We start from the raw sequence: 25,508 nt of genomic DNA, 5'->3' as shown, positions 1-25,508 counted from the left end.
CATGGACCAGGAAACCACCCGATCGAACAAGAAGAAGGGGCTGGGGCGCGGACTCGACGCCCTGCTCGGCGCCACCCGTGGCGGTGCCGAGACCGCCTCCCAGTCCGGGGCCGTCGCCACCGCCCAGCCCGGCGATCGCATCGTGCGCCTGCCGCTCGAGCAGCTGCAGCGCGGGCGCTATCAACCACGCCGCGACTTCGACCCCGAGGCGCTGCGCGAGTTGGCCGAGTCGATCCGCGCCCAGGGCGTGCTGCAGCCGATCCTGGCGCGACCGCTGGCCGAGGGGCGCTACGAGATCGTCGCCGGCGAGCGGCGCTGGCGCGCCTGTCAGCAGGCCGGTCTCAGCGAGATCCCGGCACTGGTGCGCGAACTCGACGCCACCAGCGCGCTGGCCATCGCGCTGATCGAGAACATCCAGCGCGCCGACCTCAATCCGCTGGAAGAGGCCACCGCGCTGCACCGTCTGGTCGAGGAGTTCGAACTCACCCATCAGGAGGTGGCCGAGGCGGTCGGCAAGTCGCGCACCACCATCTCCAACCTGCTGCGCCTGCTCGAACTCGAACCCGAGGTCAAGGACCACCTCGACCATGGCCGCTTGGAGATGGGCCATGCCCGTGCCCTGCTCGGGGTCAAAGAGCAGGTACAGTGCGCGCTCGCCCGGCAGGTGGTCGCCGGCGGACTCTCGGTGCGCGACACCGAGCGACTGGTGCGACGGCAGCAACAGGGCGAGAACCCGGTGGCGACAGCGGGGCGGAAGGGAGAGACCGACCCCGACATCCGCCGACTGCAGAACGATCTCACCGACCGGCTCGGCGCCGAGGTGCAGATCCAGCACGGCAGCCGTGGCAACGGCAAGCTGGTGATCAGCTACACCAGTCTCGACGAACTCGACGGCATCCTCGGCCACATCCGCTGAGCAGTGCACCGGGTCAGGTCGACGCCTTCGAGAGGGATGGCGAAACACCGCTTCGATCAAAGGGATCCAGCCCCGAGGGCGAGTTCACCGAGGCCTTCGTCATCGGCCCGAAACCCGCGCCGGGCAAGGCTCCGAGCACGCCGCGGTTACATTGACCCGATATTAGCGATCCCCTATACTTCGCGTCCGGTGAGCGACGCGCTCAACCAAACCACGATGATCTGATGCAACAGCCGGATGCGCTTCAGGCCGGGAACGTCCTGAAAATACAGACGATCCTCAGCCTGGTGTCGGTGCTACTCGCCCTGCCGTTCGGTCGCTCCGTTGCACTATCGGTCCTCATAGGTTCTGGATCCTGCCTGCTGGCCAACGCCATGCTCGCGGCCTGGGTCTTTCGCGCTTATCGCGCCCAGGCGCCCGAGCGTTTGGTCAGGCGTTTTTATCGTGCCGAAGTCGCAAAGATCGCGTTGGTCCTGGGTTTGTTCGTCGTTGCCTTCGCAACATTCGACGACCTGAACATACCGGCATTGCTGGGGGCCTACCTCCTCATGCAAGTGATGCCGATCCTGATCGCGGCCCAACAGGCCAAACGAAACACGAAGTGAGAATGATCGATGGCTGCTACCGAAACGCTCACCGCTGAACAATACATTCAACACCATCTGACCAACCTCACCTTCGGTCTACACCCCGAGCACGGCTTGGGGCTCGCGCACAACAGCGCGGAGGCCGCGGAGATGGGCTTCTGGGCGATCAATCTGGACACCATGTTCTTTTCGATCCTGCTCGGCGGCCTGTTCCTCTGGTTCTTCAAGGGTGTGGCCGAACGTGTCAGCGCCGGCGTACCGGGCGCGGCGCAGAACTTCGTCGAGTGGATCGTCGACTTCGTCGAGGACAACGTCCGCGGTTCCTTCAGTGGCAAGAACCCGATGGTCGCCCCGCTGGCGCTGACCATCTTCGCCTGGGTCTTCCTGATGAACCTGATGGACCTGCTGCCGGTCGATCTGGTGCCCTATCTGTTCGGCCACTTCATGGCCCTGTTCGGCGCCGATCCGCACCATGTCTACCTCAAGATCGTGCCGACCACCGATCCCAACGCCACCTTCGGCATGGCCCTGATGGTCTTCCTCATGGTGCTCTACTACAGCGTCAAGATGAAAGGCGTCGGTGGCTTCCTCGGTGAACTGACCCTGCAGCCGTTCGGCAAGTGGGGCATGCCCGCCAACCTGGTGCTCGAAGGGATCAGTCTGATCTCCAAGCCGATCTCGCTCGCCCTGCGACTGTTCGGCAACATGTACGCCGGCGAGATGATCTTCATCCTGATCGCCTTGCTCTACGGTGGCGGCGTCGTGCTCAACGCCACCGGCGGCGTTCTGCAGTTCGTGTGGGCCGTGTTCCACATCCTGATCATCACGCTGCAGGCGTTCATCTTCATGGTGCTGACCATCGTCTATCTCGACATGGCACACCAGGAGCATCACTAAACCCCGTTTTTCAAGGCTCTGACCTTCAATCAAGGCTCTGACCTTCAATCCTGGAGAGAACTATGGAACTCGAAGTCGCACAAGCATTCGCAGAGGTCATCAAGTACATCGGCGCTGGCCTGATGCTGGGTCTGGGCGCAGTCGGCGCCGGCGTCGGCATCGGCGTCCTCGGCGGCCGCTTCCTGGAGGGCGCTGCCCGTCAGCCCGAGCTCATCCCGATGCTGCGCACCCAGTTCTTTATCGTCATGGGTCTGGTCGACGCACTGCCCGTCATCGCGATCGCCATGGGTCTGTTCCTGATGTTCGCTGCCTAGCGCGCATCCTGCTCCCTCCCGCGGGCCGAGAAGACTCCTCGCCCACATGAGGCTCAGGCAAGAGGCATAGGTATGAATATCAATCTGACTCTGTTTGCCCAGATGATCACCTTCGCGGTGTTCGTCGGGTTCTGTATGAAGTATGTGTGGCCGCCCATCGTCAACGCGTTGGCGGAGCGCAAGGCCAAGATCGCCGAAGGCCTCGCCGCCGCCGAACGTGGCCATCAGGAGCAGGCCCTCGGGGAGCAACGCGCACTCGAGCTGATGAAGGAGGCCAAGGTCTCCGCCGCCGAGATCGTCGGTCAGGCCCAGAAGCGGGCCACCGACATCGTCGAGGAGGCCAAGAGCGACGCCCGGACCGAGGGCGATCGACTGCTCGCCGCGGCGCGTGCCGAGATCGATCAGGAGACCAACCGCGCACGCGAAGAGCTGCGTGAGCGCGTCTCCACGCTCGCCGTCGCGGCAGCGGAGAAGATCCTCCAGAAGGAGATCAACGTCGACGCCCACAAGTCGATCGTCGACTCGTTCGCAAAGCAGCTCTAGGGAATACCCATGGCCGGAGACATCACCACCATCGCACGGCCTTATGCCGAGGCGGCCTTCGAGCGCGCGAAGGAAACCGGACAGGTCGAGGCATGGTCCGACGCACTCGGGCGGTTGGCCGCGGTGGCCGGCGACCCGCAGATGGTCGCGCTGATCGCCAACCCCAACGTGTCCCGCGAGACCATCCGCGACATCACCCTCGAAGTCTGTGGCGAGAACCTGCCGGAGGAGGCTGCCAACCTGCTCCGGTTGCTCGCCGACAAGGCACGCCTGGCGGCCGTCCCCGAGATCGCCCGCCTGTTCGAAGTCAGCCGCAGCGCCGACGAGGGCATGCGGCGCGTGACCGTACGCAGTGCGTTCGAGATCGACGAGGCGCAACGCGCGGCGCTCGCCACCGCACTGTCCTCGCGTCTTGGCGGGCAGGTGGAGCTCACGGTCGAGACCGACAGCGCGCTGATTGGTGGGCTGGAGATCCGTGCCGGGGACCTGGTGATCGACGACACGGTCCGCGGCAAGATCGACCGACTCGCCAACGCATTGCAATTCTGAACGGGACACCGCCATGCAACTGAATCCTTCCGAGATCAGTGATCTCATCAAGCAGAAGATCGAGAAATACGATCTTCAAACCGAGGCCCGGACCGAGGGCACCATCGTCAGCCTGACCGACGGCATCGTGCGTATTCACGGCCTGTCCGACGCTCAGTACTACGAGATGCTGGAGTTCCCCGGCAACACCTACGGCCTGGCGCTGAACCTCGAGCGCGACTCGGTCGGCGCGGTGGTGCTCGGCGACTACACCAACCTCTCCGAGGGCGACTGGGTGCGCTGCACCGGGCGCGTGCTCGAGGTACCGGTCGGTGAGGGCCTGCTCGGCCGCGTGGTCGACGCGCTCGGCAACCCGATCGACGGCAAGGGCCCGATCGAGGCTGCGGCCACCTCTCCAATCGAGAAGCTCGCGCCCGGCGTCATCGCCCGTCAGTCGGTCGACGAGCCGATGCAGACCGGTCTCAAGGCGATCGACGCCATGGTGCCGGTCGGTCGTGGCCAGCGTGAGCTGATCATCGGCGACCGCCAGACCGGTAAGACCGCGGTGGCGATCGACGCGATCATCAACCAGAAGGACACCGGCGTTAAGTGCATCTACGTCGCGGTCGGTCAGAAGAACTCGACCATCGCGGCACTGGTGCGCAAGCTCGAAGAGCACGGCGCGATGGATCACACCATCATCGTCTCCGCCGGCGCCTCCGACTCGGCCGCGATGCAGTTCATCGCGCCCTACGCCGGCTGCTCGATGGGTGAGTACTTCCGCGACAAGGGCGAGGACGCGCTGATCGTCTACGACGACCTCACCAAGCAGGCCTGGGCCTACCGTCAGGTGTCGCTGCTGCTGCGTCGTCCGCCGGGTCGTGAAGCCTACCCCGGTGACGTCTTCTACCTGCACTCGCGTCTGCTCGAGCGCGCCGCGCGCGTCAATCCCGACTACGTGGAGAAGGCGACCAACGGTGCCGTCAAGGGCAAGACCGGCTCGCTCACCGCGCTGCCGATCATCGAGACTCAGGCCGGCGACGTCTCGGCATTCGTCCCGACCAACGTGATCTCGATCACCGACGGTCAGATCTTCCTCGAGACCGACCTCTTCAACTCGGGTATCCGTCCAGCCATCAACGCTGGTCTGTCGGTGTCGCGAGTCGGTGGTGCGGCCCAGACCAAGGCGATCAAGAAACTCGGCGGCGGTATCCGTCTGGCACTCGCGCAGTATCGCGAGCTGGCGGCCTTCTCGCAGTTCGCCTCCGATCTCGACGAGACCACCCGCAAGCAGCTCGAGCGCGGTGAGCGCGTCACCGAGCTGATGAAGCAGGCGCAGTACTCGCCGATGAGCGTCGGCCAGATGGCCGTCTCGCTGTTCGCCGCCAACGAGGGCTACCTCGACGACGTCGAAGTCACCAAGGTCGTCGACTTCGAGGCGGCGCTGCAGGGCTACATGAAGTCCCAGCAGGCCGAGCTGCTCGGCAAGATCGACTCGACCGGCGGTTTCAACGACGAGATCCAGCAGGGTCTGCACGCGGCGCTCAAGGATTTCAAGGCGAACAATACTTGGTAAGCGCCCGCATCCACATGCGCCCGACCGCCGCCCCGCGGCGGTCGGGCGTTGTCGAGACCTTACAACCGACCCGAATCAAACAGGCGCCGCGACCGACCTTCGAGTCGGGGATCGGGCGCTGAAAGCTGGGAGCTTGATCAAATGGCAGGCGCCAAAGAAATCCGCACCAAGATTGCGAGCATCAAGAGCACGCAGAAGATCACTTCCGCCATGGAGATGGTTGCAGCATCGAAGATGCGCAAGGCGCAGGATCGCATGTCTGCCTCCCGGCCCTACGCGGACAAGATGCTCCAGGTGATCCATCACCTGGCGCAAGCGACGCCCGAGTACCATCATTCCTTCATGGCCACGGAACGCCCGCGCAAGCGCGTCGGCTACATCGTGGTTTCCTCCGATCGCGGCCTGTGCGGCGGCCTCAACAGTAACCTGTTCCGCCGTCTGAGTGCCGAGATCAAGGAGCAGCAGGCCGCTGGCGTCGAGCCGGTGTTCTGCGCCATCGGCAGCAAGGCGCTGGGCTTCTTCAAGCGCTTCGGCGGCAAGGTGCTGGCGCAGGCGACCCACCTCGGCGACACCCCGCACATCGAGGACCTGATCGGCACCGTCAAGGTGATGCTCGACGCCTTCGAGGCCGGCGAGATCGACGCGATCTACGTCGCCAGCAACGAATTCGTCAACACCATGACCCAGCGCCCGGAGATCCGCCAGCTGGTGCCCATCGCCGCCGCCGAGAAACCGGAGGAGGCGTTGCCCTACCACTGGGACTACATCTACGAACCGGACGCGCGCACCGTGCTCGATGCCCTGCTCACCCGCTACATCGAGTCGCTGGTCTATCAGGGTGTGGTCGAGAACGCCGCCTGCGAGCAGGCCGCGCGGATGGTCGCGATGAAGGCCGCCTCGGACAACGCCGGCAACCTGATCGACGAACTCCAGCTCGTCTACAACAAGGCGCGCCAGGCCGCTATCACCCAGGAAATCTCCGAGATCGTGAGCGGCGCCGCGGCGGTTTGACCCACCGCCGGCTGAGCCCGGCCAATCCGCTCGGGTTCAGACCCAGACAGAATCGCTAGACGCCGCAAGGCAGAAGAGGAAAAGACTATGAGTTCCGGTAACGTGGTGGAAATCATCGGCGCGGTGGTGGACGTACAGTTCCCGCGCGGCGAGATGCCCAAGGTCTATGAAGCACTGAAGATCGAGTCCGTCGGCCTCACCCTCGAGGTGCAGCAGCAGCTCGGCGACGGCGTCGTCCGCACCATCGCCATGGGTTCGACCGACGGCCTGCAGCGTGGCCTCGAGGTCGCCGCCACCGGCGCCCCGATCCAGGTCCCGGTCGGCCAGAAGACCCTCGGCCGCATCATGGACGTGCTCGGCAACGCCATCGACGAGCAGGGTGACATCGGCGCCGAGGAGACCTGGTCGATCCACCGTCCCGCGCCCAAGCTCGAGGACCAGTCGACCACCACCGAGATCCTCGAGACCGGCATCAAGGTCGTCGACCTGATCATGCCGATCGCCAAGGGCGGCAAGGTCGGCCTGTTCGGCGGCGCTGGCGTCGGCAAGACCGTCACCCTGATGGAGCTCATCCGTAACATCGCCGCCGAGCACTCCGGTTTCTCGGTGTTCGCGGGTGTCGGCGAGCGTACCCGTGAGGGTAACGACTTCTATCACGAGATGAAGGAGTCGAACGTCCTCGACAAGGTGGCCCTGGTCTACGGCCAGATGAACGAGCCGCCCGGCAACCGTCTGCGCGTCGCCCTGACCGGCCTGACCATGGCCGAGTACTTCCGCGACGAAGGCCGTGACGTGCTGCTGTTCGTCGACAACATCTATCGTTACACCCTCGCCGGTACCGAGGTCTCGGCACTGCTCGGGCGCATGCCTTCGGCGGTGGGCTACCAGCCGACCCTGGCCTCGGAGATGGGCGCCCTGCAGGAGCGCATCACCTCCACCAAGACCGGCTCGATCACCTCTTTCCAGGCCGTCTACGTCCCCGCCGACGACCTCACCGACCCGTCGCCGGCCACCACCTTCGCGCACCTCGACGCCACCCTGGTGCTGTCGCGTCAGATCGCCGAGCTGGGTATCTACCCCGCCGTCGACCCGCTCGACTCGACCAGCCGTATCCTCGACCCCAACGTCGTCGGTCAGGAACACTACGAGACCGCGCGTGCGGTGCAGGGCACCCTGCAGCGCTACAAGGAACTCAAGGACATCATCGCCATCCTCGGCATGGACGAACTCTCCGACGAGGACAAGCTGACCGTGGCGCGTGCCCGTAAGATCCAGCGCTTCCTGTCGCAGCCGTTCTTCGTCGCCGAGGTCTTCACCGGCGCGCCCGGTAAGTTCGTCTCGGTCAAGGACACCATCGCCGGCTTCCAGGCCATCGTCAACGGCGAGTACGACCACCTGCCCGAACAGGCCTTCTACATGGTCGGCAACATCGAGGAAGCGGTGGCCAAGGCCGAAACGATGGCCAACTAACGGAGACCACCCATGGCAATGACGATCCACGTCGATATCGTGAGCGCAGAGGGCGCCATCCACTCCGGGCAGGCGACCATGGTGTACGCCAGCGCGGAAGTGGGTGAGGTGGGCATCGCGCCCCGCCACACCGCCTTCATCAGCCGTCTCAAGCCCGGCGACGTCCGAGTGGAGAACGAGCAGGGCGAGCAGGAGCATTTCTACGTCTCCGGCGGCATGCTCGAGGTCCAGCCGAACGTGGTCACGGTCCTTGCCGACACCGCGGTCCGGGCCGCGAACCTCGACGAGGCGGCGGCCCAGGAGGCCAAGCGTCGCGCCGAGGAGGCACTGGCCGGACAACAGGCCGGGTTCGAGTACGCCAAGGCCCAGGCCGAACTGGCCGAGGCGATCGCCCAGCTGCGTGCGATCGAGAAGCTGCGCAAGACCAAGCGCGGTTGATTCGCTCGCGCCACGTCCGGCGCACTGCACGAGGAAAACGCCCCGCCCGCAAGGCCGGGGCGTTTTTTTATCGATCAAGGGGCCTTATTCTCGCCAACGACGCGCTTGACGCTGACGAAACCCCCGGCGCATGCTCGCTGTAAGCCAGATGGCGACGACACACCAAGACGACGCGCGCGCAGCAGTGCTCGCGACACGTGCCCCAGACGGCTAGGATAGCCACCGAGCGAGATGCCCGTGACCGCCCCCAGCGGCGCACCCTCTCCCGAGATGACGGGCGTCTCACCCTATCGATAACTCCAGCGAGGATCACTCAGGCATGAAGTTAGGCGTCGTGATACTGGCCGCCGGGCTCGGCAAGCGGATGCGTTCGAGACTCCCCAAGGTCCTCCATCCACTGGCCGGCAAGCCACTGCTCGCGCATGTCCTCGAGGCGGCGGAGACGATCGATCCGACACGGATCGTGGTCGTCCACGGCCATGCCGGCGATCAGGTACGTGCGGCCCTCGAAGGCCATTCCTGCACCTGGGTCGAGCAGGCCGAGCAGCGCGGCACCGCGCATGCGGTGATGCAGGCAATGCCCGCACTCGCCGATCTCGACCGCGTGTTGGTGCTTTATGGCGACGTACCGCTGATCTCTCCGGCGACCCTCGAACGGCTGATCGCCGCGGCCGATGACAGCCCGCTAGCGCTGCTCACCGCCGAGCTGCCCGACCCCACCGGCTACGGCCGTATCCTGCGCGACGCCGAGGGGCGCATCGAGCGTATCGTCGAGGAGCGCGACGCCGACGAACAGCAGCGTCGCATCCGCGAATCGAATATGGGCTTCCTGGTCGCCGATCGCGCCCGTCTTGACGACTGGCTCTCGCGCATCGACGACGACAACGCCCAGGGCGAGTACTACCTCACCGACGTCACCGCCCTGGCCGCGACCGATGGCGTGGACGTGGCCAGCGCCCGCCCCGACAGCCTCAGCGAGGTCTCCGGAGTCAACGACCGGGTCCAGCTCGCCGCGCTCGAGCGCGCCTGGCAACGCCAGCAGGCCGAGCGGCTGATGCGCGCCGGCGTCACCCTGCGGGATCCGGCACGCTTCGACCTGCGCGGCAGACTCACCGCCGCCAGCGACTGCACCATCGATGTCAACGTCGTCATCGAGGGCGAGGTCGAGATCGCCGAGGGAGTCCACATCGGTCCCAACTGCGTGCTGCGCGACTGCACCATCGGCGCCAACACCGAGATCCTCGCCAATTGCGTGATCGAGGGCGCCCGCGTCGGCGCCGACGCCCACATCGGTCCCTTTGCGCGATTGCGCCCGGGCAGCGAACTGGCCGATGCCACCCATGTCGGCAACTTCGTCGAGACCAAGAACACCCGACTCGGCGCCGGCAGCAAGGCCAATCATCTGACTTACCTGGGGGACGCCACCATCGGCGCCGGGGTCAACATCGGCGCCGGCACCATCACCTGCAACTACGATGGCGCCACCAAGTCGCGCACCGAGATCGGTGACCGCGCCTTCATCGGCTCGAACAGCGCCCTGGTGGCGCCGGTGAGCATCGGCGAGGGCGCCACCATCGGCGCCGGATCGGTGATCACCCGTGCCGCGCCGGCCGAGCAACTCACCCTCTCGCGTGCCCGCCAGCACAGCGTCAACGGCTGGCAGCGTCCCCAGAAACAGCCGAAACCCTAAGGAGTTCCAGTCTATGTGCGGCATCGTCGGCGCCATCGCTCAACGCCCGGTCGCGGCCATCCTGCTCGAGGGGCTGAAGCGACTCGAATACCGCGGCTACGACTCCGCGGGCATCGCCATCCTCGAGGGTCCGGGCCAGCTCAACCGCTCCCGCACCCTCGGCAAGGTCGCGCGACTGGCCGAAGAGGTCGCTGCGCATCCGCTGCCCGGACTGACCGGCATCGCCCACACCCGCTGGGCGACCCACGGCGAGCCGGCCACCCACAATGCCCATCCGCACATCTGTCGCGACCGCTGCACGATCGTCCACAACGGCATCATCGAGAACCACGAACAGCTGCGTGCCGCGCAGCGCGAGGCCGGACATCGCTTCACCTCGGAGACCGATACCGAGGTGGTGGTGCATGCCATCTACGACCAGCTCGCCGCCGGGCACGACCTGCTGGAGGCGGTACGCAACACCGCCGCAGAGCTGCAGGGCGCCTATGCCCTGGGGGTGATCGACACCCAGGACCCCGAGCGCCTGGTGGCCGCGCGCGAGGGCAGTCCACTGGTGATCGGCATCGGCTTCGGCGAGCACTTCATCGCCTCGGACGTGTTCGCCCTGCTCCCGGTCACCCATCGCTTCATCTTCCTCGAAGAGGGCGACATCGCCGAACTCACCCGCGAGCGGGTGCGTATCTGGGACCGCGACGGACACCTGGTCGAGCGTCCGGTCAAGACCTCCAATCTGGCCCTCGATGCCGCCGAGCGTGGCGAATACCGCCACTACATGCTCAAGGAGATCTTCGAGCAACCACAGGCGATCGCCGACACCCTCGACGACCGTCTCAGCGGCAACCGACTGCGCCCCGAGTGCTTCGGCAACGAGGCCGAGGCGTTGTTCGCCGAGATCAAGGCGGTCACCATCGTCGCCTGCGGCACCAGCTATCACGCCGCACAGGTCGCGCGTTACTGGATCGAGGCCTTCGCCGGACTGCCGTGCAGCGTCGAGGTCGCCAGCGAGTACCGCTATCGCCGCCATGTGGTCCCCGAGCAGGCGCTGTTCGTCACCCTCTCGCAGTCGGGCGAGACCGCCGACACCCTGGCCGCGCTGCGTCAGGCGAAACAGAGCGGCTATCGCGCCACCCTGGCGATCTGCAACGTCCCCGAAAGCTCGCTGGTGCGCGAGTCCGACCTGGTACTGCTCACCCATGCCGGTCCCGAGATCGGTGTGGCCTCGACCAAGGCTTTCACCACCCAGCTCGTCGCCCTGCTGCTGCTGACCCTGGCGCTCGGTCGCGGGCGCGACATCGACGAGACCGAGGAGGCACGGCTGGTCGGGCTGCTGCGCTCGCTGCCGCTCAAGGTCGAAGAGGTGCTGCGGCTCGACGAACAGATCGCGATGCTCGCCGAGTCCTTCGTCGACAAGCAGCACACCCTCTTTCTCGGGCGTGGCGAGCAATACCCGATCGCCATGGAGGGCGCGCTCAAGCTCAAGGAGATCTCCTACATCCATGCCGAGGCCTACCCCGCGGGCGAACTCAAGCACGGCCCGCTGGCACTGATCGACGAGCAGATGCCAGTGGTCGCGGTGGCACCCAACAACGCCCTGCTCGAGAAGCTCAAGTCCAACCTCGAGGAGGTCCGGGCGCGCGGCGGACAGCTCTATGTCTTCGCCGACTTCCAGGTCCCGCTCGACGAGACCGATGGGGTTAATGTCATCCGCCTGCCCGAGACCGATGACCTGCTCGACCCGTTGATCTTCACCATCCCGCTACAGCTGCTCGCCTACCATGTCGCCGTGCTCAAGGGCACCGACGTCGATCAGCCACGCAACCTGGCCAAGTCGGTGACCGTCGAGTAGACATGTCCCCTTCGCCGCTGTGACCGAGTTGACAGCGGCAAGATCACGTCGGCATATACTCTGCGTAAGAAGGAACAGACCCGGGAGGAGGGGACCGGGTCTGCAGGCCGCGAACTTGAGCCATAGCCAACCGCCTTTTCTTCGTCCCCGGCGCTCGGGCGCGCGCGACCGGACGCGCTGCGTCGTCCTTGCCTTCTGGAACCAACCATGGCCGACAGATCCTCATCGAACGTCGTCCCGCTCGCCGGTCGCGACCTCCCGCCAGAGGCCACGGCATCGGCCGATCCAGCCAGCCTGCTCGCGGCCTGTCGCGACCGTATCGCGCACGGCCTCGCCACCGTCTTCGCCCAGCATCTCGACAGCGCCAACGACGACTTCCTCGGCATGGCCGATCGTGCCACCAGCCTCGAGCAGCAGCAACTCTATTTCGCCGCCATGGACTTCCTCTCCGGCCATGGCCAGCTGCTGCTGCAACAGTTCCGCAGCGCCTATGTCGCACAGTTCGAGTCGGCGGTCGCGGCCCTGCGCGGCACCACCGTGGAAGGCGGGCGCGCGAGCCAGGAGCCGCGCGAGCTGAGCCTGATCGAGACCGATGACTTCGAACGCGACCTGGCGATCGCCAAACTCTCGGCACGCGCCGCCTGCAACTGCGCGCAGCAGCTCACCGCACTCGACCGACGCTTCGCCGCACTGCTGCACCTGTCACGCATCACTCAGGACGACAACCCGCTGCACCCGCGCGCGCTCTTCACCACGATGCTCGACGCGCTCGGCGCACTCGACGTCGGCGAACAGCTCAGTCTGATCCTGCTGCAGGAGTTCGAGCGCCAGACCTCGGCCGAACTACCCGGCATCTACGCCGATCTCAACCGCTTTCTCGCCGAATCCGACATCCTCCCCAACATCCCACTCGCCGGTCCCCAGCGCGCGCTCCGCAGCCAGCCACTCGACGCCGGCGACCCTCATCCAGCGCTCGACGAACAGCCGCAGACACCGGCAGCTGCGCAGCGCCAGGGCGAGCACGGCAACAGCGACGTCTTCGAACAACTCGCCCAGGCGCTGCAGGCAGCCGCCAGTCAGCGACCCGTGAACACCGGCCAACTGCCCTCGGGCATGGCGCCGACACCTCGGGCGGCACAGTCACAGCCTCGCCAGCAGACACTCGGCATCGCCGAACTGATCCAGGCGCTCACCGGACTGCAACGCGGCGCTGGCGACGTTCGCCAGCTGCCGGGGCTCGGTCCAGCGCCCATCGACCCGGCGCAAAACGATGCACTGCAGCGAATCCGCGCCACCCCCATGGCCGACTGGTCACACCCGGTCGATGCGCTCACCATCGACATCGTCTCGATGCTGTTCGACGCCATGTTCAAGGACCCCGAACTCTCGGCGGGGATCCGTGCCGAGCTGGCCAAGCTGCAGATCCCGGTGCTCAAGGTCGCGCTGATCGACAAGCACTTCTTCTCCGAGCGCCGCCACCCCGCACGCCGACTGCTCGATCTCATCGCCAGCTCCGGCCTCGGCCGCGGCGAGGAGGACGAACCGCGTCTGATCGAGCGGATCCGTGCCATCGTCGATGGCGTGGTCGACGGCTTCGATGACGATGTCGAGGTCTTCGCCCGCCAGCTCCAGGCGTTCGAGCAATTCCTCAACGAGGAAGAGACGCGGGCCCGTGGCAAGGCGAGCAAGGTACTCGGCGAGCTTGCCCGACGCGATCGTCGCGAGGTCGCCGAGCGACGTGTCGAGGCCGTCATCACCGAGCACGCCCACCCGGAGGCCCCGGCACTGATCAGCGACTTCGTCAGCGAGCATTGGCGACAGGTGTTGGTCGACGTGTTCATCGACACCGGCGAGGACGGCGAGGACTGGCGGGAAGCGGTGCAGCTGATGGACGACCTGCTGTGGTCGGTCGAGCCCAAGCTCACCCAGGAGGATCGCGATCGCCTGCTCACCCTGCTGCCCGATCTCATCACCCGGCTGCGCAAGGGACTCGAGCGTATCGACCAGGAGACCTCCTGGGACAGCTTCTTCGGTCAGCTGATCCGGCTACACATGGCGGCCCTGCATCGCGAGGACACGAACAACGCGTCGACAACGCGGGACACCGCCGAGGACACGATCTCGGCATCGGCATCGGCATCGGCATCGGCATCGGCATCGGCATCGGCATCGGCATCCGATGATGTCGACGACGCGGAGGCCGATCACCACCTGCGTCTCGCGCGCGCCCTCGAGGTCGGCGCCTGGGTCGAGTTCAAGAGCGTACGCGGAACCCGCAAGACGCTGCGACTGAGCTGGGTCAGTGAGTATCGTGGCGTCTATCTGTTCACCAACCGTCAGGGCGACAACGCCCTCACGCTCGCCACCACCAGCCTCGCCAATCATCTGCGCCAGGGCAGCGCCCGACTGCTCAGCCAGGACCCACTCACCGAGCGCGCGGTCAGTCAGGTCCTGGAGCGCCGCACCGACCCCGACACCTGACCCAGTTCGCGAAATCGTCGTCTCATGTCGTCACCGCCGACACGCAACGACAGCATCCCTGCCGCCTGCCTCCGCTCGCACCCGACCGGGCGTGCGATGAGTCGGCGGGAGACGAGGCATTTTCCGCCCGGCGGATCGCGACGACTCAGCAGCTGCTGGACTCCTGTGGCGTGACGACCGCACGACGCGGCACCAACATGAAGCCACACAGCCCGATGGCAAGCAGTGCCAGGGGCGCGGGGGATGGCACCGGTGCGGCCGAGGCGAGGGCGACGGATGAGAAGCTACCCGACTGCAGGAACACGGCCGAGTCGAAGTAACGGTCCCCGGCATCGGCAACCGCCAGCTTGAGGGTGTAGAGGGTACCGACTTCAAGTCCGGTGATGCCGGCGGTAAAGACATCGGTAAAACCGTCGTACTCGATGTCGAAGGGCGGCTTGGCAAAGCTGTCCAGATCGTTGTCGTTGAAATAGGGCGAACCGAGATTGACGGTGTTGACCGCGACCGGATCGCTCGATCCCGGCAACAGCGCGATATTCACCCCATCGATGAAGAAACCGAAGACATCGTTGAAGCTCGACCCCGCATACTCGTTGTACTCCTCCGAGGCGAACACGTAATTGAAGAACAAGCCACCGGTGGTGGTGCTGAAATCGAGCTGCAGCACGTTCGCGTCATAGGTCGAGACCGAGGAGATCAGGCCGTCCAGGTCCGAGTCACCGCCACTCCCAACCACCTTCGTTTTGCTGTCCGACTGGTTCGGACCGACGGCATTGGTCGCGCGCCCCGTGGTCAGCAGCACCCCGCTGTCGAGACCGATCCCAGCCGACAGACCACCATCGAAAAAGCCCTGCTGATACTTGGCGCCGAGTAGCGATACGCTGGAAATCTTCAGCCCCGAGCCCTTGTCCAACAGACGCTCGGCGATGGCCATTTCGTCATCGGTTGACGTCACCACCAACCCGGCAAGGGCAGTGACGGGACACAGCAGAACACCAAGAAGCATGGCGCGCTTGAGACAGGTATTCATCGGCATCGACCTCGGGAGTAGCTGGAGACAGGCTTGTCTACAGAACACAATGCGAGATTCGAGCCACCTTATAAATCAAATAAAAATCAAATAGTTAAAAACAACCTGATGGGATGACGACAGAAAATGTCGGTCGTCTCCCGAGGTAACTCGGGAAGCGACTGGCAGAATGCATCGCAAAATCGGCATGAGAGCTGCAGCCACCCGGGCGGGGTGGGAAATGATGCGGCAATGCTCGCCCGATCCCCATGAGGCCGTCGTCCCCGTCGAACACGGACACCACAGACCTCACGCGACAAGCGCGTTCATGCCTGCAGCGCTATCTCCGCACCAAGCAATCGATCTCGTCACCGAGCCGGTGCCGGGCACGGAACCCCAGCTCGCGCTCGAGCATGGCCGAGGAGAACCAGGCATCGCCGACAAGCTTGTCGAGCCCCTCCAGGGTCAGGGGCATGCGCCGACCGAGCAGGCGCTCGCCGAGCGTGCCGACCCCGGCGACGGTGCGCAGCGCCCACAGCGGCACCGTCCAGCGCGGCACCGGGCGACCGAGCGCGCGACAGATGCGCTCGTAGATCCAGCGCGTGGAATAGGCGCCACCATCGGTCACGCAATAGGTGCGCCCGGCGCTCGCCGGGTGGGCGACGGCGAGCAGCACCGCGGCCACCGCGTCCTCGACGTGCACCGCCGAGCGGTGATTGTCGATCCGTGGCCAGGGCGGGAAGCGATGGGCGGCGACGGCGGCGATCATCCGCGCCAGGTTGCCCTCCCCCGCCAACCCGTAGACCATCGGCAGGCGCAGCACGCAGCCGGGGATGTCGAGCGCGGCGGCGCTCGCCAGCAACTCGCCCTCGGCGACCAGCTTGGCGCGCCCGTAGGCGGTCTCGGGCGCGGGCTCGACCTCGTCGGAGCCGACCGGATGGCCGAGCGCCCCGGTCGCATCCCCCATCGCCTTGACCGTGCTGAGATAGAGCATCCGCCGCAGCGACCCGGCGCTGCGCGCCTCGGCCATCAGTGCGCGCGTGCCCTCGGCGATCACCGTCCAGTGTCCCGGGGCCTCGTAGATGTCGGGCTCGTCGGCCGCCGGGGCATAGCTGGCGAGATGGATCAGGGTCTCGACCCCGGCACAGACCCCGGCAAGTGTCTCGGGACGGGCGAGATCGGCGCGACGTGTCTCCACCCCCCGCCCCGGCCACAGCCGCTCGACCACCGCCGGTGCGCGGCTGACCACCGCCACCCGCTGACCGTGCGCGAGCAGCGCCTCGACCAGCACCCGCCCGACCCGACCGGTGGCGCCGGTGACCAGCACCGGCCCGAGTTCATCCGTGCGCAGGCTCATACCGTCCGCCCCCGGCCCAGCCACTGACGCGCGACCAGCAGCCCCAGGTGCAGACGGATACCGAGGATCACCAGCCAGCTGAACGGACGCGGATAGCGCCGGTACTGGAACTTGCGATAGAAGCGCTCCATGCCGCGATGCTTGTGGCGCTCGACGGCCAGCGGATCACCACCGCTGCAGGCGCCCTTGTGATGCACCACCTCGACCCCGGGCACCAGCAGCACCCGCCAGCCGGCCTCAGCAAAGCGCACGAACCAGTCGAGGTCCTCGCAGTGCAGGAAATAGCCCTCGTCGAGCGGCCCGACCTGCTCGAGCGCGGCGCGGCGCACGAACATGAACGAGCCCGAGGTCGCCTCGACCGTCACCGACTCACGCGGCGGCGGCAGATGACGCTGGTCGAGCCCGGCGCCACCGAGCCGCTCCAGTCCGAGCAGTCGGCGCAGCGCGATCCAGGGATCGGGGATGGCGCGCCGACAGGCGACCTGCTCGGCACCGTCCGGATCACGCACCATGCACCCGGCGATCCCCGCCTCGGGATGGGCCTCGAGCGCCTCGACCATACGACCGAGGGTATCGGGGGCGACGATGCAGTCGGGGTTGAGGAACAGCAGCCAGGGCGCACCGGCCAGCGGCAGGGCACGGTTGTTGCCCTTGGCGAAGCCGAGGTTGGCACCGTTCTCGACGATCCGCAGCCGCGCATCGGCACCGACCCGCGCGCGCAACCGGGTGAGGCTGTCGTCGACCGAGCCATTGTCGCTGACGATCACCTCAACGGCGACCGTCGAGCCGAGCACCGCCGTCACACACTCGGCGAGCAACGCCCCGGCGTTGTAGTTGACAACGATGACACTGACCAGCGGCGTGACGCTCATCGGCCCACCTCCTCGTCGAGCGCGACCCGCACCGCGCGCTCGGCGGCGGCGAAACCGAAGTGGCGCTCCATCACCGCCAGCCCGCCGTCGGAGAGGCGCTGCCAGAGCGCGTCGTCGACACAGACCCGGGCGATGGCGTCGGCCAGCGCGCGGGCATCCTCGCCGAGCAGCACTGACTCGCCGTCGACCAGATGCATGCCCTCGGCGGCCACCGCGGTGGCCACCACTGGCAGCCCGTGGGCGAGGCTCTGATTGATCTTGCCCTTGACCCCGGCGCCGTAGCGCAGCGGCGCCACCGACGCCCGCGAGCTGGCGAACAGCGGCGCGACATCGGGGACATAGCCGAGGATCTCGATGTCCGGCGCGGCGAGGGCGCGCACCTCCGGCGGCGGCTCGGCGCCGACCACCCGCAGCACCACCCCAGGCAGGCGCTCGCGCAGCAGCGGCATCAGCTCGCGCCCGAGGAAGAGCACCGCGTCGGTGTTCGGCGGATGGGCGAAGGCGCCGATGAACAGCAGGCCCCGGCGCTCGGCGGCGGGACGCGCCGAGCCGAAGATGCGATGGATGTTGGAGACCAGATGCACCTCGACGTCGGGCGCCTCGGTGGCGAGCAGCGCGCGCTCGGCCTCGCTTACCACCCAGGTCTGATCGGCGCGGCGCATCAGCGCCAGCTCCTGATCGCGACGCCGCGCGGCGACCCGGCGGGTGGCCGCGTCGCCACGCAACTCGGCGAGCCGGCGCTCGCGCAGGAAGTGCAGGTCGACGGTGTCGAAGACGATCCGCGCCCGCGCGCAGTGACGCCGCGCGGCCTCCATCAGCGCCGCGGCGGCATCGGCGCGGCTGAGCACCACCAGGTCGTAGCGCGCGCCTTGGGTGGCCAGATGACGCGCGACCGAGGGCACATGCGGACGATAGAGCACCTCCACCCCGCGCTGCTGGAGCGCGCCGACATAGGGCTCGGGCGCCTCCAGGTTGGCCGCGGCAAAGGTCACCTGATAGCCGAGCCCGCGCAGGATGGCGAACAGGTTGACCATGCGCAGCGAGCCCGACTCGCGGTCCGGGGTCACCATATAGTTGTCGACCACCAGCGCACGCCGCGCCAGGGCACGGTCCTTGACCCGGTCGAGCGCCTCGCCGCGCGCGCCGTACCCGGCGAGCGTCTCGCCCCAGCGCGCGTGGAAGGTCTCGGCGTGGATGCGCTGATAGCGCTTGAGCCCGGTGCTCGCCTCGGGGTCGCGCCCGGCGCTCACCCCCTCGAAGTGCACCACCCAGGCTGCCGGCTGGTAGTAGACGCGGAGCCCGGCGGCACGCACCCGCATCGCCAGGTCGGTGTCCTCGTAATAGGCCGGAGCGAAGGTCCGGTCGAAGCCGTCGAGACGCTCGAACAGCGCGCGCGGGATCGCCAGCGCCGCGCCCGAGCAGTAGTCGACGGGGCGCACATAGCCGTACTCGGGGCGGTGCGGGTCGTCGAGATGACCATGGTTCCACGCCGAGCCGTCGGCGAAGAGGATGCCGCCGGCCTCCTGCTGACGACCGTCGGGATAGACCAGCCGGGCACCGACCATGCCCGCGTCCGGATAGTCGTCGAAGGTCGCCAGCAGGGCGTCGAGCCAGCCCGGCTGCACCTGGGTGTCGTTGTTGAGGAACACCAGCAGCTCGCCGCGCGCGGCCTCGGCGCCACGGTTGCAGGTACCGACGAAACCGAGGTTCTCGGGGTTGCGGATCAGCCGCACCCCGGGATAGGCGGCGAGCCGCGCGGCGCTGTCGTCGGGCGAGCAATCGTCGACCACCACCACCTCGAAGCGCGCCGTGTCGCCGCAGCGCGCGAGCGCGGCCAGACAATGATGGGTGTAGCCGAACTGACCGTGGATCGGGATCACCACCGACACCCGTGGGTGCTCGGGCGCGGACAGCGCGATCGGCTCGAAGGGTTCGTCGAAGGCGAGCAGGACGGGGGGATCGGGGATGCGCAGCGGCGTGGTACGCAACCGTCGCGCGAGCTTGCGCACGAGCACCCGGGAGCCTTCGGTACGCAGCACGTGCAGCGCGCGCGGACCGTAGCGACGGACCAGATCGAGTAAGCGGGAGACCCCCTGCGGCATCGCCATGGTCGCCATCACCACTCCAGCGCCGCGCGCGCGAGCGCGTCGAGCAGCTCGGCGACCTCGCGCATCACCGGGCTTGCGGCCTGCAGCTCGGCGGGGATGGCGCGATAGGCGGCATGGACGGTCGCGGGGTCGTCCGGCAGGGTGTAGAGACTGACCACGAAGGGGCAGTTGACGATCCGCGTCGGGTCCTCGCGCATCATCTCGCGCGAGAGCACGGCGCTGCAGAACTCGACCGAGCGCGCCTCGCCGTAGACCGGCTCGGTGAAACCGAGGTCCGCGCCGGTGCGGGCGAACATCTCGCCCAGATCGAGGACGTTGTTGATATAGAGACCGCGTTCGAGGATCGCCGCCTGCAGCCCGTCGAGCGCGGCCTCGAGACTGGTCTCGGCCTGGTGGACGATGGCGCCGCCCGCGGCCAGCGGTGAAGACAGTGGGGCGCAGAGCAGCGCCAGCGCGCAGAGCGCGCGAGTGATCCGTGACATCGGACGCGACCTCCAGTCGATGAAGCCCAGTTGACGAGCCGCATCTTAGCAGCCGCGCCCACCGGGCACAGCGCCGTCCCCGCCGGGGCGACGGGGACGGTCGCGTCCGGCGCCGGGCTCAGTACTGGTTCATCGGACGGAATCCGGGCGGTGTCGGCCAGTCACCCGGGGGCGGTCCCTGCGGCGGCTGGGCGGCGCGCTGACGCGCCTCGAGTTCCTCGACCCGACGCTTGAGCGCCTCGAGTTCCTCGGCGGTCGCGTCGGGCGCACCAGTCACCGTGGGCGCGACCGGTGACGCCGGCGTGGTCCCCGGCATGCCGGGATAGGCCGGAGCCGGCGCATAGGGCATACCGTAACCACCATAGGGCGCACCACCATACCCCGGACCACCATAGGGGCCATAGGGCGGCGCATAGGGGCCGTAGGGACCGTCGTAATAGTCGTCGTCGTAGCGATCACCGCCCATCCAGCGGCTGGGGTTCATCATGTCGCCGAAGTTGAACGCCGACACCGCCGGCACCTGCGCCAGCAGGGCGAGCAGCGCGATCGCGCGCGCGGAACGTCTGGTGAACTTTGGGACTGACACGGAGGCTCCTCCTCGTGGCTTGACGGGATCGGGGATCGGGCAACGCGCCGGTGGGATCAGCCGTGACTCTGCGCGGCTTGATGGAAATGACCGTGACCGTGATGCTCACCCTCCTGGGCGTCGCCGTGCAGCAAGGCGCCGTCGGGCTGGATCAGCGGATGGATGGTCCGGCCGAGCGCGCGCCTGGTGTCCTGTGCCTGCAGCTCGTCGCGCAGCCAGATCAGCCAGGGTTCGATTTCACCGGGGCCACGGGTCGAGACCACATCGAAAGGCGCCACGCTCGCCAGCGCGCGCAGATGGCGCTCGGCGCGCTCGGGGTCGAAGTCCTCGAGCACCGGCAGCAGATCGCCCTTGGTGCAGAGCACCAGGTCGGCGGCGCGGAAGATCACCGGGTACTTGGCCGGCTTGTCGTCGCCCTCGGGCACCGACAGCAGGGTGACGTTGCGGTGCTGGCCGAGGTCGAAGCTCGCCGGGCAGACCAGGTTGCCGACGTTCTCGATGAACAGCAGGTCGATGCCGTCGAGATCGATCTGGTGCAGCGCCTGATGGACCATGTGGGCATCGAGATGACAGGCGCTGCCGGTGGCGATCTGTACCGCCTGCACGCCCTTGGCGCGGATGCGCTCGGCATCGTTCTCGGTCTCGAGATCGCCCTCGATCACCGCGATCCGGCAACTCGGCCCGAGCACCTCGATGGTCGCCTCGAGCAGACGGGTCTTGCCTGCGCCCGGCGAGGACATCAGGTTGATCGCCAGCACGCCGTGACGATCGAAGTGTTCACGATTGTGACGGGCCTGACGGTCGTTCTCCGTGAGCAGGTTGCGCAGCACGCTGACCGCCGCGCGACCGTCCTCGGTCCGGGCGTGACGTCCGCCATCGCGCACCAGGTGCTCGTTGCCGGGGGTGATGTTGCAGCCACAGGTATCGCACATGACGAGATCTCCGCTAGAGATGCGCTGTTGGAACGATGGCGCGCCACTTCGGCAGCGATCGCGCGAACCCTGTCCGGGTCATCCATCCACCGGATGCTGGCGCCAACGTCTCCTGAATCCAAGCCTTGGCGTGAGTGTATGTCATCACAACCGTCACCGGTTAGTCAGAATCCGGTCATGACGCCGGGTCGTCGGGGATCGACAGCTCCAGATTGGCCAGCAACATCTCGTCGCCGCTGATCAGGCGGGTGCGATACCCGGCACACGTCCCGCACAGCAGCCGGTTGGACTCGACCGTGCTCTCGGCGCCGCAGTCGAGACAGCGCACCTGCACCGGCGCGGACTCGATCGCCAGGGTCGCGCACTCGGCGCGGGTCCCGGCGGCGGCCAGCGGATAGGCGCGCTCGAGCAGGTCGGGTTCGACCCCGGAGAGCGGCCCGATACGCAACAGGATGCGCTCGACCCGGGTGGCGCCGTGCTCGTCGGCGATCCGCTCGACCTGATCGAGCAGCGCCTGACAGATGGAGAGTTCATGCATCCCGCAACCTCCGCGCGTCGCGGCGGGATCAGCCCCCGCCCTCGAAATAGGTGTAGCCGTAGAGCCCGGCCTTGAGCTCGACGAACAGCCGCTCGCGGGTATCACGATCGAGTCCGGCGGCATCGAGCTTGCGCCGGTAGTGGGCGAGCAGGGTGCGCGGCTCGAAGTGCACATAGCTCAACAGCTCGTCGGTGGAATCGCCACGCTCGGCCTCGCACAGCCGGTAGCCCGCGGGGGCCTCGGGGTCGAGCTCGACGTTGACCGCATCGGTGTCGCCGAACAGGTTGTGGATGTCGCCGAGGATCTCCTGATAGGCGCCGACCATGAAGAACCCGAGCAGATAGGGCGCGCTCTCGGCGGCGTCGGCATGGATCGGCAGGCTGGTCTCCACCCCGCCCTCGTCGACATAGTGCTCGATACAGCCGTCGGAGTCGCAGGTGAGGTCGTGGACCAGCGCGCGCGCCCCGGGCAGCTCGTCGAGACGCTGGATCGGCGCGATCGGGAAGAGCTGATCGAGCGCCCAGACGTCGGGCATCGACTGGAACAGCGAGAAGTTGCAGAACAGCTTGTCGGCGAGCAGCGCATTGACGGTGTCGGCCAGCTCGCGATGACGCCGCACCGCCGGGTCGAGCCGCGCCGACAGACGGCGACAGACGGCGAAGAACAGCTCCTCGGCACGGGCACGGGTGGCGAGATCGACGGCATCGTCGGCAAAGCCCGCGCGCACCGCCTCGAGCAGCTCGCGCGACTCGGCATAGATCTCCTGGGGGGCACCGCGCCCGGCCTCGCGCAGCTGTTCGGCGAGCGCGTCGAGCAGCGCCTGGCCCTCCTCGGCGCGCGGCTCGACGCCGAGCCCGGCGGCGCGCTCGCGATCGATGACGTTGGTGATCAGCACCGCATGGTGGGCGGTCAGCGCCCGCCCCGACTCGCTCAGCAGGTCGGGCTCGGGCTGGGAGGCGCGCCGACACTCGGCGGCCACCGTCTCGACCACCGCGCGGGCATAGCCGGCGAAGCCGTAGTTGACCGAGCAGTAGTTGCGGGTGCGGGTGCCCTCGTAGTCGACCCCCAGCCCGCCGCCGACATCGAGACAGCCGACCGGCGCGCCCAATCGGCGCAGCTCGACATAGAAGCGCGTCAGCTCGGCGACACCGGCACGGATGTCCTGGACACTGGGGATCTGCGAGCCGAGATGGGCATGCAGCAGCCGCAGCCAGTCGAGCCGACCGGCCTCGCGCAGCGCCTCGACCAACGCCAGCACCTGATTGGCCGAGAGCCCGAACTTGGCCTTCTCGCCACCGCTGCTCTGCCAGTTGCCGGCGGCCGCCGCGGCCAGCCGCACCCGCACCCCGAGCAGCGGCTCGACGCCGAGACGCTCGGCCTCGTCGAGGATCAGCGCCAGCTCCGAGGGCTTCTCGATCACCAGGTGCACGCGCAGCCCGAGCCGCTGCCCGATCAACGCCAGACGGATGTACTCGCGATCCTTGTAGCCGTTGCAGACCACCAGCCCGCCGGGGGGCGAGAGCGCCAGCACCGCCATCAGCTCGGGCTTGCTGCCGGCCTCAAGCCCTGCCTGGCCGGAGCGCAGGATCTCGCGCACCACCCCGGCCTGCTGATTGACCTTGATCGGATAGACCGGCTGGTAACCGCCCCGGTAGCCGCAGGCGGCGCCGGCCGCAGCAAAGGCCGAGGCGAGCGCGGCGACGCGATGGCGGAGGATATCGGTGAAGCGCACCAGCACCGGCAGCGACAACCCCTCGGCGTCGAGCTGCGCGGCGAGCGCGGCGAGATCGACCTCGACCGCGCCCTCAGGATCGGGACGGGCACACAGGTGCCCCGCCCCGTTGATGGTGAAATAGCCCTCGCCCCAACGGTCGATGGCATAGATCTCGTTGCAGCGTCGGGCCGCTTGATCCACCGCGCCTGTCTCCTCGCTCCAGAATGATGATGCACGCCTGCCGGACCGAAGCCCGGCGGGCGCAGGCCCGATCAGGGCCAGATGCCGCGCTGCAGAGTCGCCTTGGCGAGTCGATCGAGCGCCTCGACCAGGGCGGCGGTGCGCAGATCGCCGCACAGCCCCTGCTCGGCGCAATCCTGGGGGAAGCCGCGCCAGCGCGCAACCACCCGGTCGGTGGCGTCGAACATGCGGGTGCGCAGCCGGTTGTTGACCTCCTCGAGCGACCAGCTGTGGTGCTCGATGTTCTGCACCCACTCGTAATAGCTCACGGTCACGCCACCGGCGTTGGCGAGGATATCGGGCAGCACCACGATGCCACGCGCAGCGAGCACGTCATCGGCCTCGGGTGTGATCGGACGATTGGCGCCCTCGACCACCAGCCGCGCCGCCACCCGCGTGGCGTTGCCGCTGTGGATCTGGCCGCCGAGCGCCGCCGGCACCAGGATGTCACACTCGAGCGCGAGCAGGTCGTCGTTGGTGATGGTGCGACTGCCCGGCACCCCGACCACGGAGCCGTGATCGGCCTTGTGGGCCTCGACCCGATCGAGGTCGAGCGTATCGCCGTTCTCGGCGAGGATCGCCCCCCCGGAGTCACTCACCGCGCGGATGTGCGCGCCCATCTCCTGGAACAGCCGCGCCGCGATGCGACCGACGTTGCCGAAGCCCTGGATCACCACTCGCGCGCCCTGCAGGCTGTCGAGCCCGGGCACGCCACCGAGCGCGATCAACCGCTCGGCGGTGTAGACACAGCCACGACTGGTCGCCTCGGTACGACCGGCCGAGCCGCCGAGTTCACGCGGCTTACCGGTGACCACCGGCAGGTTGTTCTCACCGGGGTGGAGCTGGTCGTAGGTGTCGTAGATCCAGGCCATGGTCTGGGCGTCGGTATAGACGTCCGGGGCCGGGACATCGGTATAGGGGCCGATGTTGTCACCGAGTTCGGAGATGAAGCGTCGGGTGATGCGTCGGAGTTCGCCCTCGCTGAGTTCCTTGGGATCGCAGGCGACCCCGCCCTTGGCGCCACCGAAGGGCAGGTGCAGCAGCGCGCACTTCCAGCTCATCAGCGCCGCGAGTACCTTCACCTCACCGGGACTGACCGCCGGATGATAGCGGATGCCGCCCTTGCCGGGACCGAACATGCGGCTGTGCAGCACCCGATAGCCCTCGAAGTGGCGAATGTGTCCGTCGTCCATCTGCACCGGGACGCTGACGTTGATGGTGCGCCGTGGCAGGCGCAGATAGTCCACAAGCCCCGGCGGCACCTCGCTGAGATGGGTGCGGGCACGATGGAACTGCTCGGTGAGGATGCGCTCGGGGTCGAGTTCGTCGGCGAGCGGGGTGGACTGCGAGGATTGGGTGTCGGTCATGACGGC

The 25,508-nt window shown here is 67.4% G+C and carries 23 protein-coding genes; 13 read left to right on the top strand and 10 right to left on the bottom strand.

The annotated features are described in order from the left end of the window. Position 1 precedes the first annotated feature (1 nt). From MARPU_RS00615 to MARPU_RS00555, 13 genes are all read left to right on the top strand, one after another. Positions 2 to 916 carry a ParB/RepB/Spo0J family partition protein gene (locus MARPU_RS00615; RefSeq protein WP_005222001.1) on the top strand — a complete coding sequence of 305 codons (915 nt, stop codon included), beginning with the start codon at positions 2 to 4 and terminating at the stop codon, positions 914 to 916. 224 nt (positions 917 to 1,140) lie between these two features. Beyond that, complete coding sequence (locus tag MARPU_RS00610; RefSeq protein WP_005222002.1) at positions 1,141 to 1,521, top strand: ATP synthase subunit I; 381 nt, start codon at positions 1,141 to 1,143, stop codon at positions 1,519 to 1,521. Between the two features lie 9 nt (positions 1,522 to 1,530). Then, on the top strand, positions 1,531 to 2,400 hold the full coding sequence (gene atpB, locus MARPU_RS00605; RefSeq protein WP_005222003.1) for a F0F1 ATP synthase subunit A: 870 nt from the start codon (positions 1,531 to 1,533) through the stop codon (positions 2,398 to 2,400). A gap of 62 nt (positions 2,401 to 2,462) precedes the next feature. After that, positions 2,463 to 2,714, top strand: coding sequence for a F0F1 ATP synthase subunit C (gene atpE / locus MARPU_RS00600; RefSeq protein WP_005222005.1), 252 nt, complete (start codon positions 2,463 to 2,465; stop codon positions 2,712 to 2,714). A 72-nt stretch (positions 2,715 to 2,786) separates the two neighbouring features. After that, positions 2,787 to 3,257: a F0F1 ATP synthase subunit B gene (locus MARPU_RS00595; RefSeq protein WP_005222006.1), complete on the top strand. Its 471-nt coding sequence runs from the start codon at positions 2,787 to 2,789 to the stop codon at positions 3,255 to 3,257. Positions 3,258 to 3,266: 9 nt separating this feature from the next. Further along, positions 3,267 to 3,806, top strand: a complete 540-nt coding sequence (locus tag MARPU_RS00590) for a F0F1 ATP synthase subunit delta (protein WP_005222007.1) — start codon at positions 3,267 to 3,269, stop codon at positions 3,804 to 3,806. A gap of 13 nt (positions 3,807 to 3,819) precedes the next feature. Beyond that, the gene (atpA, locus tag MARPU_RS00585) at positions 3,820 to 5,361 is read left to right on the top strand and encodes a F0F1 ATP synthase subunit alpha (RefSeq protein ID WP_005222008.1); all 1,542 of its coding nucleotides are present in this window, start codon (positions 3,820 to 3,822) and stop codon (positions 5,359 to 5,361) included. Between the two features lie 141 nt (positions 5,362 to 5,502). After that, complete coding sequence (gene atpG, locus MARPU_RS00580) at positions 5,503 to 6,372, top strand: F0F1 ATP synthase subunit gamma (RefSeq protein WP_005222009.1); 870 nt, start codon at positions 5,503 to 5,505, stop codon at positions 6,370 to 6,372. An 87-nt stretch (positions 6,373 to 6,459) separates the two neighbouring features. Beyond that, positions 6,460 to 7,842 (top strand): F0F1 ATP synthase subunit beta, encoded by a 1,383-nt coding sequence (gene atpD, locus MARPU_RS00575; protein ID WP_005222010.1) that lies wholly within the window; start codon positions 6,460 to 6,462, stop codon positions 7,840 to 7,842. 12 nt (positions 7,843 to 7,854) lie between these two features. Further along, on the top strand, positions 7,855 to 8,280 hold the full coding sequence (locus MARPU_RS00570; RefSeq protein WP_005222018.1) for a F0F1 ATP synthase subunit epsilon: 426 nt from the start codon (positions 7,855 to 7,857) through the stop codon (positions 8,278 to 8,280). Between the two features lie 319 nt (positions 8,281 to 8,599). Continuing rightward, positions 8,600 to 9,970 (top strand): bifunctional UDP-N-acetylglucosamine diphosphorylase/glucosamine-1-phosphate N-acetyltransferase GlmU, encoded by a 1,371-nt coding sequence (glmU, locus tag MARPU_RS00565; RefSeq protein WP_005222020.1) that lies wholly within the window; start codon positions 8,600 to 8,602, stop codon positions 9,968 to 9,970. Between the two features lie 13 nt (positions 9,971 to 9,983). Then, on the top strand, positions 9,984 to 11,816 hold the full coding sequence (gene glmS, locus MARPU_RS00560) for a glutamine--fructose-6-phosphate transaminase (isomerizing) (protein WP_005222022.1): 1,833 nt from the start codon (positions 9,984 to 9,986) through the stop codon (positions 11,814 to 11,816). A gap of 207 nt (positions 11,817 to 12,023) precedes the next feature. Then, positions 12,024 to 14,297, top strand: a complete 2,274-nt coding sequence (locus tag MARPU_RS00555; protein WP_005222024.1) for a DUF1631 domain-containing protein — start codon at positions 12,024 to 12,026, stop codon at positions 14,295 to 14,297. 145 nt (positions 14,298 to 14,442) lie between these two features. Here the strand turns inward: MARPU_RS00555 and MARPU_RS00550 are convergent, their stop codons facing one another. The 10 genes from MARPU_RS00550 to MARPU_RS00505 all read right to left on the bottom strand — a co-directional run bounded on the left by MARPU_RS00550 (position 14,443) and on the right by MARPU_RS00505 (position 25,502). Next, a complete protein-coding gene (locus MARPU_RS00550) occupies positions 14,443 to 15,327 on the bottom strand; it encodes a choice-of-anchor L domain-containing protein (protein ID WP_005222030.1) in 885 nt (294 codons plus the stop codon). 319 nt (positions 15,328 to 15,646) lie between these two features. After that, positions 15,647 to 16,663 (bottom strand): NAD-dependent epimerase/dehydratase family protein, encoded by a 1,017-nt coding sequence (locus MARPU_RS00545; protein ID WP_005222031.1) that lies wholly within the window; start codon positions 16,661 to 16,663, stop codon positions 15,647 to 15,649. Then, positions 16,660 to 17,535, bottom strand: a complete 876-nt coding sequence (locus MARPU_RS00540) for a glycosyltransferase family 2 protein (protein ID WP_005222040.1) — start codon at positions 17,533 to 17,535, stop codon at positions 16,660 to 16,662. Before MARPU_RS00540 ends, MARPU_RS00545 begins: the two co-directional genes overlap by 4 nt. Then, the gene (locus MARPU_RS00535; RefSeq protein WP_005222041.1) at positions 17,532 to 19,652 is read right to left on the bottom strand and encodes a glycosyltransferase; all 2,121 of its coding nucleotides are present in this window, start codon (positions 19,650 to 19,652) and stop codon (positions 17,532 to 17,534) included. The genes MARPU_RS00540 and MARPU_RS00535 overlap by 4 nt, the downstream gene beginning before the upstream one ends. Beyond that, on the bottom strand, positions 19,652 to 20,125 hold the full coding sequence (locus MARPU_RS00530) for a hypothetical protein (RefSeq protein ID WP_005222042.1): 474 nt from the start codon (positions 20,123 to 20,125) through the stop codon (positions 19,652 to 19,654). The genes MARPU_RS00535 and MARPU_RS00530 overlap by 1 nt, the downstream gene beginning before the upstream one ends. Positions 20,126 to 20,243: 118 nt before the next feature. Then, positions 20,244 to 20,711, bottom strand: coding sequence for a coiled-coil domain-containing protein (locus MARPU_RS00525; RefSeq protein WP_005222043.1), 468 nt, complete (start codon positions 20,709 to 20,711; stop codon positions 20,244 to 20,246). A gap of 56 nt (positions 20,712 to 20,767) precedes the next feature. Then, positions 20,768 to 21,643: a hydrogenase nickel incorporation protein HypB gene (gene hypB / locus MARPU_RS00520; protein ID WP_005222044.1), complete on the bottom strand. Its 876-nt coding sequence runs from the start codon at positions 21,641 to 21,643 to the stop codon at positions 20,768 to 20,770. 175 nt (positions 21,644 to 21,818) lie between these two features. After that, entirely contained in the window at positions 21,819 to 22,181 is a 363-nt protein-coding gene (locus MARPU_RS00515; RefSeq protein ID WP_005222046.1) for a hydrogenase maturation nickel metallochaperone HypA/HybF, read from the bottom strand. A gap of 28 nt (positions 22,182 to 22,209) precedes the next feature. Next, the gene (gene speA, locus MARPU_RS00510; protein WP_005222048.1) at positions 22,210 to 24,096 is read right to left on the bottom strand and encodes a biosynthetic arginine decarboxylase; all 1,887 of its coding nucleotides are present in this window, start codon (positions 24,094 to 24,096) and stop codon (positions 22,210 to 22,212) included. Positions 24,097 to 24,167: 71 nt separating this feature from the next. After that, entirely contained in the window at positions 24,168 to 25,502 is a 1,335-nt protein-coding gene (locus MARPU_RS00505; RefSeq protein WP_005222050.1) for a Glu/Leu/Phe/Val family dehydrogenase, read from the bottom strand. Between the last annotated feature and the right edge of the window lie 6 nt (positions 25,503 to 25,508).

It is taken from the genome of Marichromatium purpuratum 984, from assembly GCF_000224005.2.
In the GTDB taxonomy this organism is placed as follows: domain Bacteria; phylum Pseudomonadota; class Gammaproteobacteria; order Chromatiales; family Chromatiaceae; genus Marichromatium; species Marichromatium purpuratum.
This window is presented reverse-complemented; position numbering and strand designations above follow the sequence as displayed.

Bases quoted from the DNA above. Each gene is read 5' to 3' on its own strand.
- MARPU_RS00615 (WP_005222001.1), top strand. From the start codon at position 2: ATGGACCAGGAAACCACCCGATCGAACAAGAAGAAGGGGCTGGGGCGC.
- MARPU_RS00610 (WP_005222002.1), top strand. From the start codon at position 1,141: ATGCAACAGCCGGATGCGCTTCAGGCCGGGAACGTCCTGAAAATACAG.
- atpB (WP_005222003.1), top strand. From the start codon at position 1,531: ATGGCTGCTACCGAAACGCTCACCGCTGAACAATACATTCAACACCAT.
- atpE (WP_005222005.1), top strand. From the start codon at position 2,463: ATGGAACTCGAAGTCGCACAAGCATTCGCAGAGGTCATCAAGTACATC.
- MARPU_RS00595 (WP_005222006.1), top strand. From the start codon at position 2,787: ATGAATATCAATCTGACTCTGTTTGCCCAGATGATCACCTTCGCGGTG.
- MARPU_RS00590 (WP_005222007.1), top strand. From the start codon at position 3,267: ATGGCCGGAGACATCACCACCATCGCACGGCCTTATGCCGAGGCGGCC.
- atpA (WP_005222008.1), top strand. From the start codon at position 3,820: ATGCAACTGAATCCTTCCGAGATCAGTGATCTCATCAAGCAGAAGATC.
- atpG (WP_005222009.1), top strand. From the start codon at position 5,503: ATGGCAGGCGCCAAAGAAATCCGCACCAAGATTGCGAGCATCAAGAGC.
- atpD (WP_005222010.1), top strand. From the start codon at position 6,460: ATGAGTTCCGGTAACGTGGTGGAAATCATCGGCGCGGTGGTGGACGTA.
- MARPU_RS00570 (WP_005222018.1), top strand. From the start codon at position 7,855: ATGGCAATGACGATCCACGTCGATATCGTGAGCGCAGAGGGCGCCATC.
- glmU (WP_005222020.1), top strand. From the start codon at position 8,600: ATGAAGTTAGGCGTCGTGATACTGGCCGCCGGGCTCGGCAAGCGGATG.
- glmS (WP_005222022.1), top strand. From the start codon at position 9,984: ATGTGCGGCATCGTCGGCGCCATCGCTCAACGCCCGGTCGCGGCCATC.
- MARPU_RS00555 (WP_005222024.1), top strand. From the start codon at position 12,024: ATGGCCGACAGATCCTCATCGAACGTCGTCCCGCTCGCCGGTCGCGAC.
- MARPU_RS00550 (WP_005222030.1), bottom strand. From the start codon at position 15,327: ATGAATACCTGTCTCAAGCGCGCCATGCTTCTTGGTGTTCTGCTGTGT.
- MARPU_RS00545 (WP_005222031.1), bottom strand. From the start codon at position 16,663: ATGAGCCTGCGCACGGATGAACTCGGGCCGGTGCTGGTCACCGGCGCC.
- MARPU_RS00540 (WP_005222040.1), bottom strand. From the start codon at position 17,535: ATGAGCGTCACGCCGCTGGTCAGTGTCATCGTTGTCAACTACAACGCC.
- MARPU_RS00535 (WP_005222041.1), bottom strand. From the start codon at position 19,652: ATGGCGACCATGGCGATGCCGCAGGGGGTCTCCCGCTTACTCGATCTG.
- MARPU_RS00530 (WP_005222042.1), bottom strand. From the start codon at position 20,125: ATGTCACGGATCACTCGCGCGCTCTGCGCGCTGGCGCTGCTCTGCGCC.
- hypB (WP_005222044.1), bottom strand. From the start codon at position 21,643: ATGTGCGATACCTGTGGCTGCAACATCACCCCCGGCAACGAGCACCTG.
- MARPU_RS00515 (WP_005222046.1), bottom strand. From the start codon at position 22,181: ATGCATGAACTCTCCATCTGTCAGGCGCTGCTCGATCAGGTCGAGCGG.
- MARPU_RS00505 (WP_005222050.1), bottom strand. From the start codon at position 25,502: ATGACCGACACCCAATCCTCGCAGTCCACCCCGCTCGCCGACGAACTC.